11 protein-coding genes are annotated in these 13189 nt (G+C 39.9%); 8 read left to right on the top strand and 3 right to left on the bottom strand.

Features of this window, described 5'->3' with window-relative positions; genetic code table 11:
* Positions 1 to 128 precede the first annotated feature (128 nt).
* From purB to BLP52_RS14720, 4 genes are all read left to right on the top strand, one after another.
* Entirely contained in the window at positions 129 to 1463 is a 1335-nt protein-coding gene (gene purB / locus BLP52_RS14025) for an adenylosuccinate lyase (protein WP_091711112.1), read from the top strand.
* Positions 1464 to 1611: 148 nt separating this feature from the next.
* Complete coding sequence (locus BLP52_RS14020) at positions 1612 to 1926, top strand: nucleotidyltransferase family protein (RefSeq protein ID WP_091711111.1); 315 nt, start codon at positions 1612 to 1614, stop codon at positions 1924 to 1926.
* The gene (locus tag BLP52_RS14015) at positions 1923 to 2147 is read left to right on the top strand and encodes a HepT-like ribonuclease domain-containing protein (RefSeq protein ID WP_238380853.1); all 225 of its coding nucleotides are present in this window, start codon (positions 1923 to 1925) and stop codon (positions 2145 to 2147) included. Before BLP52_RS14020 ends, BLP52_RS14015 begins: the two co-directional genes overlap by 4 nt.
* Positions 2087 to 2266, top strand: coding sequence for a HepT-like ribonuclease domain-containing protein (locus BLP52_RS14720; protein WP_338011384.1), 180 nt, complete (start codon positions 2087 to 2089; stop codon positions 2264 to 2266). Before BLP52_RS14015 ends, BLP52_RS14720 begins: the two co-directional genes overlap by 61 nt.
* A 333-nt stretch (positions 2267 to 2599) precedes the next feature.
* On the opposite strand, the gene BLP52_RS14010 is transcribed toward BLP52_RS14720, so the two are convergent.
* Together BLP52_RS14010 and uvrA are read right to left on the bottom strand one after the other, a co-directional pair.
* Positions 2600 to 5296 carry a histidine kinase N-terminal 7TM domain-containing protein gene (locus BLP52_RS14010; protein ID WP_091711110.1) on the bottom strand — a complete coding sequence of 899 codons (2697 nt, stop codon included), beginning with the start codon at positions 5294 to 5296 and terminating at the stop codon, positions 2600 to 2602.
* Between the two features lie 230 nt (positions 5297 to 5526).
* On the bottom strand, positions 5527 to 8355 hold the full coding sequence (gene uvrA / locus BLP52_RS14005; RefSeq protein ID WP_091711109.1) for an excinuclease ABC subunit UvrA: 2829 nt from the start codon (positions 8353 to 8355) through the stop codon (positions 5527 to 5529).
* Positions 8356 to 8861: 506 nt separating this feature from the next.
* On the opposite strand from uvrA, the gene BLP52_RS13995 reads away from it, so the two are divergent.
* The 3 genes from BLP52_RS13995 to BLP52_RS13985 all read left to right on the top strand — a co-directional run bounded on the left by BLP52_RS13995 (position 8862) and on the right by BLP52_RS13985 (position 12180).
* The gene (locus tag BLP52_RS13995) at positions 8862 to 11201 is read left to right on the top strand and encodes a PAS domain-containing sensor histidine kinase (RefSeq protein ID WP_091711107.1); all 2340 of its coding nucleotides are present in this window, start codon (positions 8862 to 8864) and stop codon (positions 11199 to 11201) included.
* Positions 11202 to 11414: 213 nt separating this feature from the next.
* Entirely contained in the window at positions 11415 to 11909 is a 495-nt protein-coding gene (locus BLP52_RS13990) for a flavodoxin family protein (protein ID WP_091711106.1), read from the top strand.
* Positions 11910 to 11985: 76 nt separating this feature from the next.
* On the top strand, positions 11986 to 12180 hold the full coding sequence (locus tag BLP52_RS13985) for a hypothetical protein (protein WP_091711105.1): 195 nt from the start codon (positions 11986 to 11988) through the stop codon (positions 12178 to 12180).
* A 143-nt stretch (positions 12181 to 12323) separates the two neighbouring features.
* On the opposite strand, the gene BLP52_RS13980 is transcribed toward BLP52_RS13985, so the two are convergent.
* The gene (locus BLP52_RS13980; protein ID WP_274377654.1) at positions 12324 to 12704 is read right to left on the bottom strand and encodes a methyltransferase family protein; all 381 of its coding nucleotides are present in this window, start codon (positions 12702 to 12704) and stop codon (positions 12324 to 12326) included.
* A gap of 156 nt (positions 12705 to 12860) precedes the next feature.
* Here BLP52_RS13980 and BLP52_RS13975 point away from each other — a divergent pair.
* Positions 12861 to 13189: IS1 family transposase (locus BLP52_RS13975; protein WP_154717899.1), on the top strand; the 329-nt coding region annotated here is incomplete at its 3' end.

The following is a 13189-nucleotide window of genomic DNA, read 5'->3' as shown; positions in this document are numbered from 1 at the left end:
TTTAACTCATACAAAGCCTATTTATTGGTAGATTAACTATACCAGAAGCATACTGTTAATTTAAATTATATCTATAGTATGTCTGTATATAGATATGTTAAGACATCAATTTCATGGAGATTCAATAAATGGCAATTCATCCTATAGAATACCGTTACGGCACAGATGAGATGAAATTCGTCTGGAGCGAGGCAAACCGCCTGGAAAAAATAATGAAAGCTGAGGCTGCTCTTGCCAGAGCTGAGGCTGATATCGGACTTATTCCTAAGGAAGCTGCTGATATTATAGAAAGCAGCATTGGTTCTGTGGAGCTTGAAAGAGTAAAAGAGATCGAGGACGAGATACACCACGATATGATGGCTGTTGTACTTGCAATTTCTGAGAAGTGTGAAGAGAATGCTGACAAGTGGGTTCACTTCGGTGCAACTTCCAACGATATGCTGGACACTGCAACAGGTCTTCAGTTAAAAGAAGCAGTTGCTATACTTGATGCAAAGATCCGCCAGCTTCTGGATGTACTTCTTACCCAGGCTGAAAACAATAAGAACCTTGTATGTGCCGGAAGAACACACGGCCAGATTGGTGTTCCTACAACATACGGACTGAGGTTTGCCATATGGGCATCCGAGGTTGCAAGGCACATCGAGCGTCTGGAACAGCTCAAACCACGTCTTATCGTAGGCCAGATGACCGGCGCGGTAGGTACCCAGGCAGCATTTGGTAAGGATGGAATTGAGATCCAGAAAAAGGTCATGCAGTACCTTGAGATTGGTTCAGTTGACGTCTCAAACCAGATCATCCAGAGAGACCGTCATGCAGAATTTGTCATGTGGATGGCAAACACCGTAACAACCCTTGACAAGATCGCAGTTGAGATACGCTCTCTTCAGAGAAGTGAGATCGCAGAAGTTGAGGAAAGTTTCAGGAAAAAGCAGGTAGGGTCATCAACAATGCCGCACAAGCGTAATCCTATCAAGTCCGAACAGATATGTGGGCTTGCAAGAATTGTGCGTGCAATGATCGAGCCTGAACTCCAGAACAACACACTCTGGGATGAAAGAGACCTTACAAACTCCTCATGTGAAAGAGTTGTTTTCCCTGAAGCATGTGTACTGACAGATCATATCATTAAACTTGCAATAGGTGTAATTGAGAACCTAAGGTTCTATCCAGATAATATCCGCCGCAACCTCGACCTTCTAAGAGGTCTCAATATGGGTGAAGCAGTAATGATCGAGCTTGCAATGCGCGGTGTCGGTCGTCAGGAAGCTCATGAACTTGTACGTTCCAGTGCAATGGAATCCCATGAAAGCGGAAAGCACTTTAAGGATGTACTTCTGGCAAACACAGAAGTTGCAAATTACCTGAGTGAAGAAGACATCATCAACCTTGTAGACCCTGATAAGTACATTGGTACTGCTGTGGAACAGGTTGAAATGGTAGTTGCAAAACTGAAGAGATAAAACTTATCTCTTCATAGCATTTTTTATCTACTTCTTTTGTTTTTTCAAGTTAAATGCTCAATTGTCTGTTTCAACAAAAGATACATGGTATTTTTGGGTAACAAAAATAAGGTAGTAAATCTATTATTTTTGTATTAAGTGGTATATCATGATATCTGAAAGGCATGGTCTTAGGGAAGTAGACTACTATACAGATCGATTGCGGGAAATGTTACCGGAATTACAAAAAAAATATCCTATAAAGTACCTCGGAGTATTTGGTTCCTATATAAGCAACGAGCAAACTCTTCAAAGCGATCTTGATATACTTGTGGAATTCAGTGATTCCATCAGCCTACTTCAATATGCTCGTCTTGAACTGGAATTATCAGATGCTTTAGGAGTAAAGATTGACCTTGTTTCAAAAACTGCATTAAAACCACGTATTGGAAAACATATTCTTGCTGAAGTGGTGCAAATATGAACAAGAGAGAAGCCGGTGATTATCTTGAAGATATACTCAATTCCATGCTTGCAATACAGGAATTCACAGATGGATATTCCTATGGCAGTTTTGCTGCTGATATGAAAACCCAATATGCTGTGATTCGGGCTATAGAGATCATTGTGAGGCATCAAAGAATGTGCCTTCCTCATACAGGGGAACTCATCCCGAAATACCATGGAGAGAAATGGCAGCCATGAGGGATCGATTGATACATGGCTACTTTGGTGTGGATTTAATATTTGTATGGGAAACAGTAAAAAGCGATATACCTTCATTCATTCCGCTTTTTCAACACATTGTTGATGAAATAAAATAATGTTAAAAAGCTTATCATTCAAGCATAACAGATTATTTCTCAAGTATTTTCTTCAGGAACTGTCCAGTATAAGAACTATTGTTCCTGGAAACTTCTTCCAGTGTTCCCTGTGCGATGCTCTCCACCACGGTCTCCACTTTCAGGTCCAAGGCCAATGAGCCAGTCAGCAGTTTTGATTACATCAAGGTTATGCTTGATAACTATTACTATGTTCCTGCATTAACCAGTCTCTGCAAGACTTCAAGAAACTTCCTGACAAGTACATTGGTACTGCTGTAGAACAGGTTGAAATGCTAGTTGCAAAACAGAAGAGGTAATTTCCTCTTTTATTTTTTATATCATTTTATCGCATTCAGATACATTGATATGCTTTTTAATTTCGAATTTTATCAATTCTATTTCATTCTCAATAATTTCCAGCATTTCAGGAATGCTTTCTACTTTATTCTCAACTAAATCCTCAAGTTCTTTTGCCATGCCGGCAAGAATATTGAAACCCATATTTAGTGAAACACCTTTCATCCTGTGAGCAGTTTCCTTTACGCCTTGGAAATCCTGAGCAGTATGCTTATGATGTATCTCTTCGAAATTTAAAGAGACTGACCTCAATGCCATTGTACTGAGTTTTTTGTAAGTCTCATCATCACCTGCAATGGTGTTCATAAGCCTTATTCTGTCAAAGTGGACAGGTTCATTCTCATTTTCACCTACTGATTCTTTGTTCTCAATTTCCTCTTCCTCATCGAGGGTTTCGTTGTAAAGCCACTTCTTAAGGGTGGCATATATCACACCTGAAACCACAGGTTTTGTAATATAGTCATCCATACCTGACAGGATGCACATTTCTTTTTCACCTTTAAATGCACTGGCCGTCAAGGCAACAATAGGAACATGTCCTCCGATCTCTTTTTCAATTTCCCTTATTTTCATGGCAGCATCATGCCCGTTCATTTCAGGCATTTGGACGTCCATAAAGATCAAATCGTTTTCTTTTTGTCCTTTTTTCTTTCCATTCATGAATAATCTGACAGCTTCTGTGCCGTTCTCGGCTTTGAGTATCTCAGCTTCAGGCAGGAACTCTGAAATAATTATACAAGCAAGTTCCATGTTCGTATCATTGTCTTCGGCAACAAGTATGGAACATTTCCTGCCTTCATCACATGTTCTTGTAATATTGTAGCATGTTAATTTATTCTCTGCTTTGCTGTCTGATATTTCAACAGGCAGATTCACCCTGAAATAAAAATTGCTTCCTTTCCCGAAATTGCTTTCAAGCTCAAGTTTTGAGTCCATCATTTCCAGAAGACTGTTGGATATTGTAAGTCCGAGCCCCGTTCCTCCATACTTACGTGTGATCGAACCGTCCGCTTGTGAAAAAGAGTTGAATATCAGTTTCTTCTTATCATCTTCAATTCCAATGCCGGTATCGATAACGGAAAAGATGAAATCCATTGTCCCATCGTTATCTGTTACAGTATCTGTTTCAACTTTAAGTTCAATTTCCCCTTCTTCTGTAAATTTGATGGCATTACTAAGGAGATTAACAAGTATCTGGCGTAACCTCAGATGGTCAACAGTAACGTGACAGGGCAGATCATCAGGAATTGTAAGTTTAAGATCCAATCCTTTTTCCTGTGCGCGATACTTTACGATATCAGTGATCGTACCCAGCAGTTCAACAATTTCCGTCCTTTCAGGGTCAAGTTCGAGTTTTCCAGCTTCTATCTTTGAAAAATCAAGTACATCATTAATAATGTCAAGCAGTGAATTTGCAGATGTATAGACAGTCTGCATGTAATGTTCTTGTTTGTTACTGAGTTCAGTTTGCATGAGAATATCTGAAAAACCGATTATACCATTAAGCGGTGTACGTATCTCATGGCTCATATTGGCAAGGAACTCACTCTTTGCACGGTTGGCCATTTCTGCCTGTGCAGTCATAAATTGAGCTCTTGCAGTTGCTTCCTCAAGTTCGTGGTTTGTCTGAATTAATATTTCCTCTGCATTTTTGCTTTCTGTGATATCCCTGAGTGTGATCATCTGGCCTACAATGTTATGTTCTTCACTATACATGGGAAGGGAATCTATCTTTAGCCATATTGGGTCCCCATTATTGTCTCTCATTACTTCGATGCTGTTCTTTTCAGATGAATTCGCTCTGACAGCATCGAGTTCCGGCCAGCACTCCATCAGCTCAGCAATACGTTTGCCAATATTTTGTGAGGAAATTCCAAGGAATTCTTTAGCAGAGCCATTACAATCTACAATTCTCTGCATCTGATCAAGAACAATTACACCATCAGGTAATTTATCAAAAAGTGCACTGCGTGCCATTGGTGCGATGTCCAGAAGCTTGTAGCGGGTTAGTCCTGCGTATACTACCAGTCCACAGACTGCCAGAGAATACGGTATAGGGTCAAGACCATGAGGGAACATTCCTGCAATATAAAGAAGCAACACCATAAATGGTATCATGATACCTGTCATAACCATGGTGATCTGTTTTCTGAGAGCAGGGATAACTTCAAGCCACATTTTTAGCAGAAGCAATATGCTAAACATAATACAGAGCACATTATAAAACTCCTGAACAGCATACCAGATTCCCGGGTCAAAGGTCAAAGCCGGAAAGATAGTATTTGTGTTCATCATCAGATTCCTATTGTAAAGTGTGTGCTGACCGGTCGTGAACACAAGGATCATTGTAATTAGTGGTATCGAAAATATGGATACCAGGGCAGGAACTGTCAACCATTGTTTTTTTCCTGTATATTTCACAGAGAATGTAAGCAGAAAGGCAGGGATGAACGGAATTCCCAGGTATTCAAGTTTATAGAAGAACAGTGCGGTATTGAAATTATCCGATGATATCTCCAGAGTGTAAAATACAGAATAGATTATTGTTGCCAGTAACATAAATGAGAAGCATGTTGTCCCATTTGCTTCCTTATGTTTTCTGACATGGAATAATAGTGTACTGAGTATTACTATCAGTACTATCAGAGGTAAAGCAAAGTAATTGAAGTACATATTAATTTTTGATAAAGATGTTTTACAGGCATTGGTTTAGCCACATGTCTGTTTTATTTTTTTCAGAATTTATAATGATATCAATCCAATATAGTTTCTCAAATTATATAAACTATTATTATATCTACAGCAGCATGTTTCTTGCCAGATGCATCCAATGATACCGTTTTGATGAAAATAAATACATGTGCATCATTGCACATCTATATTAATTTAGAGGCAAAACTGTGTTATTCTAATATTTTCTTCAGGAACTGTCCTGTATAGGAAATACTATTTTTAGAAACTTCTTCAGGGGTTCCCTGTGCAATGATCTCTCCACCACGGTCTCCACCTTCAGGTCCAAGGTCAATCAACCAGTCTGCAGTTTTGATAACATCGAGATTGTGCTCGATCACAATTACCGTATTACCTGCATCAACAAGTCTCTGCAACACTTCAAGGAGCTTCTTCACATCATCAAAATGAAGTCCGGTTGTAGGTTCGTCAAGTATGTAAACAGTTTTGCCTGTGGAACGCTTGCTGAGTTCCGTTGCAAGCTTCACTCTCTGGGCTTCTCCACCTGATAATGTGGTAGAGGACTGTCCAAGTTTTATGTAGCCAAGTCCCACATCGTTTAATGTTTCAAGCTTCCTGCTGATTTTTGGTACATTCTCGAAGAACTCAAGTGCTTCTTCTACAGTCATATCGAGAACTTCGGCAATGTTCCTGTCCTTATAGGTTACTTCCAGTGTCTCCCTGTTGTAGCGCTTTCCATGACAAACTTCACATGGAACATAAACATCCGGAAGGAAATGCATTTCTATTGTGATTATCCCATCACCGGAACAAGCTTCACAGCGTCCGCCACGGACATTGAAACTGAAGCGTCCTGGTTTGTAACCTCTTGCACGTGCCATCTTTGTTTGTGCAAAGAGTTCCCTGATGGGAGTAAACAGATTGGTATAGGTTGCTGGATTTGACCTGGGTGTACGTCCAATAGGTGACTGGTCTATGGTTATGACCTTGTCCACGTTTTCCAATCCTTCGATCGAACTGTATTTTCCAGGAATGTCCCTGGCCTTGTTGAGTTGCTTTGCAAGTACCTTGTTAAGTGTTTCATTAATCAGAGTGCTTTTTCCTGAGCCAGATACACCGGTCACGCAGACAAGAACTCCAAGTGGGAATTCAACATCCACACTTTTGAGGTTGTTCTGGCTTGCACCTCGAAGTATCATTGTACCTGTCGGTTCCCGTCTAGTTCCAGGAATTTCTATCTTGAGTTTTCCACTCAGATATTTTCCCGTAGTGGAATCCTTATTTTTCATAATTTCCTTTGGAGTGCCTTCGGCTACGATCTCACCGCCGTGAATACCTGCTCCGGGTCCCATGTCAACAACATAGTCTGAGTTGCATATGGTCTCCTCATCGTGTTCAACAACAAGAACAGTATTTCCGATGTCCCTGAGATGCTTCAGGGTTGTTATGAGTCTGAGATTGTCTCTCTGGTGAAGACCAATACTTGGCTCATCAAGGATGTAGAGCACACCCATAAGACTTGAACCGATCTGTGTTGCAAGCCTGATACGCTGGGCTTCTCCACCGGAAAGTGTGGCTGCCGAGCGACTAAGTGTAAGGTAATCAAGTCCCACATCAACAAGGAACCCAAGTCTTGCCTTGATCTCTTTGAGTATAAGGCGGGCAATAGTGTATTCCCTGTCATTGAGTTTTGGTTCAAGTTCCTTGAAGAATTCCAGTGCTTCTTCAACGGACATTTCAGTTGTGTCGATAATATTCCTGCCATCAATGGTTACTGCAAGTGTAACCGGTTTCAGTCTTTTACCGTGACATGTAAGACATGGCTTGGTACTGATGTACCTGCTCATCCTTTCCTTACTGTTCTCGGAATCAGTACCTTCGTAGATCTTGGAAAGGTTTGCAATAACTCCTTTGAAACGTCCCTTGTGTTTCCACATGCCGCCGTTCCTTCCAACATGGACGAATGGGATAAGTTCCTCACTTCCGTAGAATATAATATGCTGGATTTCCGAATCAAGTTGCTCAAAGGGTAAGTCCATTGAGAATCCAAGATGGTTTGCAAGGGATTGCAGTGACTGCATGTAATAACCATCGGACTTCTTACTGTACCATGGTTCTACTGCACCTTCGTTCAGGGAGAGGGTCTTATCGGGAACTATAAGGTCAGGATCGAACTCCATAGAGGTTCCAAGACCATGACACTCAGGACATGCTCCCTGCGGGCTGTTGAATGAGAATGCAGCAGGTTCCATTTCCTCAAAACCTATTCCGCACTCAGGACATGCAAGTTTCTCACTGAATGTAAGTTCTTCTCCGTCAAGAACCTGTACGGTAATTGTACCTCCACTTTTTTCCAGAGCTGTTTCCACAGAATCCGATATTCTTTCCTCGATTCCTTCTTTGATGACCAGCCTGTCAACAACAATGTCAATGTTATGCTTGAAGTAACGTCCAAGTTCGATATCCTCGGCATCTTCAAGAAGGTGAATTTCACCATCCACACGCACTCTTGTAAAACCTTCGCTACGCAGGTCGAGAAGGAGCTTCTTATATTCTCCCTTTCTCTCTCTAACAAGCGGAGCAAGTACGTGTATCTTTGTACCCTCACGCAGGTTCATGATACTGTCAACTATCTGGTCGACACTCTGGGTTTCAATGATCCTGCTACAATTTGGGCAGTGTCTTATACCTATGCGGGCAAAGAGCAGTCTCAGGTAGTCATAGATCTCAGTAACGGTACCTACAGTGGAACGGGGATTTTTGCTTGTGGTCTTCTGCTCGATGGAAATAGCAGGAGACAAACCTTCGATGTACTCCACATCCGGTTTTTCCATAAGGCCGAGGAACTGCCTTGCATATGCTGAAAGTGATTCAACATACCTGCGCTGTCCCTCCGCGTAAATTGTATCAAAAGCAAGCGATGATTTTCCAGAACCACTCAGACCTGTGATAACTATAAGCTTATCACGCGGCAGGGTTAGGTCGATATCCTTAAGATTGTGCTCTTTGGCACCCTTTATCCTGATGCTGCTCAAAGACATTGTCTACTCTGATGCCTGACTAATAAGTATAGTTTGCGGTATGACGAACAAATTTCAGGCAAAAACCTGTTTTTTGTTTTTATCTCTGGAAGCAGCACTCTTTTTCTGAATACTTCTGATCGTGGTAATCAGTTTTACTCTCCTCTCAAACTCTTTCATGTATGCTAATTGTAACATTTTTTTATTTAATGAAGATGTAAGCGGGGTGAAAGTATTAATCTTACGTTTTAATGAATAACAACTCATATTTTTTCTCTGCTTTAAAATGTTAGGCTAAATATTCCTGTTCAATTTAATTTAGTACATAATATTTGCAGATCATATGTTTTTTCTGCTCAACAAAAACTCATTTATACTGGTTTGGTCTTTTATCCCCCAAGATTCTTTATTGGTGCATGTTCTCATATCCCGTTCAGTATAATGTCATTTTCAGGACGTTAATATGGTAGTATGAGTTCCTATGGGTAGGATGTTGCAGTCGAATTAAAAACGGAGCGCAGAGTCCTATGATTAATAGACATGACAAATGTCTTCATGATGAAGATATGTGTATCCACATTAAAAATATAAGCAATTCAGCAGATGTTTCTCAGATTAGCGGATTGCTTGGAGAAAGTATTCCGGATGCTGATCTTCTTCTTAATAATGAGGATCTATATAAGTTCTTTTTTGCAGAAAATAATGTTGTAATGTTACTTGCTGATTCCGACAGTTCGTATATACTTGATGCAAACAAAGCAGCATGCAATTATTATGGCTGGACACTTGAAGAAATCACTGGCAAGAAAATGGATCAGATCAATGTTTTTTCGTCGGAGTATATCAAAATAGAATCAAAAAAGGCAGAAAGTGAAAACAGGGATTATCTTTTACTCAAACATTTCCTTGCAAATGGTGAAATAAGGGATGTAAAAGTATACAGTGGTACGATCAGATCTGAGTCATGCACTTTCATTTACCATATTGTTTATGATGTCATAGAAAACGAGTTTGTAGATAACAAGTTGAAAAAAATGCAACTCTCTGCCATTCAAAGACTTAAAGATATAGGTAAATGGGAAGTGGATCTGGCATCCGGAAAAGTTGTTCTTTCAGAGACAACAAGAAGGATATATGGACTTGAAAATAAGATCGTCACAAGAGATCAGGTTAGAAATATCCCATTATCTCACTATGTTCCAATGCTTGACAAAGCCCGTGATGATCTGATTACGCGAAATATTCCTTATGATGTGCAATTTAAAATAAAAAGACAAAATGATGATTCCATACGTATCATACACTCAGTAGCTGAATATTATCCTGAAAAAAATATTATTATAGGTGTTCTTCAGGATATTACGGAATTTAAAAGAACAAAGACCAAGCTCCGGGAACGAAAATCCCTTTTGAATCAGGTAGGTAAGATTGCCCATGTGGGAGCCTGGGAATATGATATGGCTACCGGATCGATAACATGGACCAATGAAGTTGCCAGGATCCATGAAGTTGATCTAAATACTACTGTAAATGTTGAATTATTATTGGAACTCTATTCTTCAACTTCCAGAAAAGTCCTGAAAGATGCCATGGTTAAAGTATTGGAAATGGGCTATGCAGAAGACCTGGAACTGGAATTGCTAACTGCAAAGGGAAATCATAAATGGGTTCGTATAATCGCCCAACCGAAAATGGCTGATGGGAAAGTTGTGAAAGTAACTGGTTCACTTCAGGATATTACAGAACAAAAACAAGCTGAAATAAAGATATCAGAGGAAGCCAGGTGGCGTCGTCTTTTAATGGAGCAGTCAAGTGATGGGATAGTTATTATCGACCAGGATGGAAGAGTGATCGAGGCAAATCCACGTTATGCCGATATGCTTGGTTATTCCCATGAAGAAATGCAGATGTTATCTATATGGGAGTGGGATGTTTATCATACTCGTGAGCAGATAAAGGAAATGCTTCAGATAACTGATAAAAACGGATCTCTCTATGAATCACAGCTACAATGTAAAGATGGCAGTATCATAGATGTAGAGATCAATGCAAATCCCGCTACTTTTGGTGGAAGAAGAATGCTGTTTTGTGTATGTCGTGACATCAGTCTGCGTAAGAAGGTTGAAAGGGAGCTTCTGGCTGCTAAGATCGCTGCTGAGAATGCTAATAAAGTGAAGAGTGAATTTCTGGCTACCATGAGCCATGAATTAAGGACACCTCTGACTGCCATAATCGGTTTTTCGGATGTGTTGCTGGAGGGGATAGCCGGCGACTTAAATCAAAAGCAGACCAATTATGTAGGCCATGTCTCTAATGCTGGAAAACATCTCTTGGAACTCATAAATGATATACTGGATATTTCTAAGATAGAAGCCGGGGAATGTGAACTCATATATGGGCAATTCGAAGTTTCTGATGTTATTTATGGAGTTGTTAGTGTACTTAAGCCTCTTTCAGATAAGAATAAAATAAATTTGTGTATCGATATTGATCCTGAATTGAAAATGATCGTTGCAGACAGGACCAAATTCAAACAGATCCTGGCAAACCTTCTTAGTAATGCTATCAAATTTACACCAGAACAAGGCAGTGTGTCTGTCAGAGCAATTTCACAGGACGATTCCATTCAAATTAGTGTACAGGATACTGGGATTGGAATTGCAGTTAATGATATGGATAAACTGTTTCAGCCATTTAAACAACTGAATCCATGCCTGAACCGGAAATATGAAGGCACAGGACTTGGGCTTGCTCTTTCCAAAAAGTTCGTGGAAATGCATGGTGGCAGTATGTGGGTTGAAAGTAAAGTTAATGAAGGTAGCATTTTTATGTTTACTATACCGCAAGGTTCTGAATTTTTGGATTGAACCATTTATTTGATTGTCATTTTTATAGTAACTATAGTAACCAGTACCATAGTAACAACCATGATAGCTGATTATTCTTTTTTACGTCACCATATAATCTTATTTTTCAGGGTCATTTTTTTGTATCTTTCGTCTTGCACTACAGTTTCCTGACGCGTATCTATATAAATCTATAGTAGATATTCTTAATATCAACAAAAAGAGGCGTTCAAGATGAAGACACTTGTTACATACCTGACACAGACCGGAAATACACAGAAGATCGCTGAAGCCATTTATGGTGAACTTGAAGGCGAAAAAGACATCAAACCAATCAATGACGTTGCAGACTTAGAAGGCTATGACCTTGCATTTATCGGATTCCCTGTTATGCAGTTCGATATTCCGCCAAAGGTAAAGTCATTCATAAGCGAGAAAACCGCTGGCAAGAACATTGCAATATTCATGACCCACGCTGTTCCTGAAGGCTTTGAGGCAATCCACTCATGGACCGGCTCATGCAAGGATGCAGCAGCAGGCGCAAACTTCCTCGGTTCATTTGACTGCCAGGGAGAACTCGCACAGCCTGTAATCGACATGCTCCTTCAGGCAGAAGACCCACAGATGAAAGCTTTCGGTGAAATGGGCCCATCAACAAAAGGCCAGCCAGACCAGTCCCGTGTCCAGAAGGCAAAGGAATTCGCAAAGGAAATCCAGGCTAAATTATAATTACCTGTCTGACTTATCTTTATCTGAAAAAACGAATAATGTTTAAACAACTGAGAAACAACGGAGGGGATAATTTATGGCAGACCAGAAGAAGGCTCCAGTATTCTGTGAGAACTACTGTCTTGTATGCAAAGGCGCACGTGCCGGTAATGGATTTTTCAAGGCTATCCAGAACATTGAACTTAAGATATTCGGCAAAAATGGTTGTCCATGGGGCAAGGCAAGAACAGAATACTATGGTGTAACGCCTGACCAGCCAATTCCAAAATGAGTTTTAATTTAAAGGCAAACCAGCCTTTAATTTCTATATTTTTTGCATGTTTTTGATATTTATTTGAAGGCGATGGTTATAGATACTTATACTGGATAGCAGGCATAATTATTTTCGCGGCGTTGGAAATTCGTTTTAAGAATCTACCACAAAAATGGGATGAGGGCTTTTGTACTATTTTTATATTCCGTGTATCCTGCCGGAAAATGCTTCATTAAAAGTTCTCCCTCTTCTTTTATCTTAAATAGCATAAAAGCTGTTATCACGATAAAGAAAATAAAAGCACTGAGTTTCCCCGTGAATAGCAGTGTTCCCAGGGACATGAGCATAATACCGGTATAAATTGGGTGTCGGGTATGTTTGTAAACACCTGTTCTGATGAGTTCATGCCCTTTCTTCAGTTCGATATTCCCGCTCCAGTTTCCTGCCAGGGTCCTGCGGGCCATTATTGCAATAATGAGTCCTGCAATGGTCAGAATGATACCCGTAACCTGTATTGTTCTTATATCTGGAATCACGGCAATCGTAAGCGGATATAGGGGAAAAGCACCAAAACTTTCAAAACCCAGAAAAATAAGAAATACCCTTCCTGCATTAAGCCAGAAACCACTGAATTCTTTTTTTGGCTTTGTTATCTAAACATAGTCATACATATATATATTGAGTTCTTATACTTAAATATGAACTGTCCAAAATGTAAGAGTTCCAATCACAAGAAGAATGGAAAAGTTGGTGGACGTCAACGCTACAAATGCCATGATTGCGGCTATAATTATACTGTCGAGATAAAATCAACTGCTAGTTCCACTTCTGTTAAAAGGCAGGCATTACAACTTTATCTTGAGGGATTAGGTTTTCGTTCTATCGGAAGAGTTTTAGGAGTAAGCCATGTTTCAGTATATAAATGGATTAAGAAATTTGGCCAGGAATTAGAGGATCTAAAAAGCGAAAACCAGATAGATATTGTGGAATTAGATGAGATGCACACTTATATCGGCAACAAAAAAAA

This window comes from Methanolobus vulcani (genome assembly GCF_900100715.1).
GTDB lineage: Archaea > Halobacteriota > Methanosarcinia > Methanosarcinales > Methanosarcinaceae > Methanolobus > Methanolobus vulcani.
Note: the sequence above shows the minus strand (reverse complement) of the source record. Positions and strands in the feature narration are given on the sequence as shown.

Bases quoted from the DNA above. Each gene is read 5' to 3' on its own strand.
- purB (WP_091711112.1), top strand. From the start codon at position 129: ATGGCAATTCATCCTATAGAATACCGTTACGGCACAGATGAGATGAAA.
- BLP52_RS14020 (WP_091711111.1), top strand. From the start codon at position 1,612: ATGATATCTGAAAGGCATGGTCTTAGGGAAGTAGACTACTATACAGAT.
- BLP52_RS14015 (WP_238380853.1), top strand. From the start codon at position 1,923: ATGAACAAGAGAGAAGCCGGTGATTATCTTGAAGATATACTCAATTCC.
- BLP52_RS14010 (WP_091711110.1), bottom strand. From the start codon at position 5,296: ATGTACTTCAATTACTTTGCTTTACCTCTGATAGTACTGATAGTAATA.
- uvrA (WP_091711109.1), bottom strand. From the start codon at position 8,355: ATGTCTTTGAGCAGCATCAGGATAAAGGGTGCCAAAGAGCACAATCTT.
- BLP52_RS13995 (WP_091711107.1), top strand. From the start codon at position 8,862: ATGATTAATAGACATGACAAATGTCTTCATGATGAAGATATGTGTATC.
- BLP52_RS13990 (WP_091711106.1), top strand. From the start codon at position 11,415: ATGAAGACACTTGTTACATACCTGACACAGACCGGAAATACACAGAAG.
- BLP52_RS13985 (WP_091711105.1), top strand. From the start codon at position 11,986: ATGGCAGACCAGAAGAAGGCTCCAGTATTCTGTGAGAACTACTGTCTT.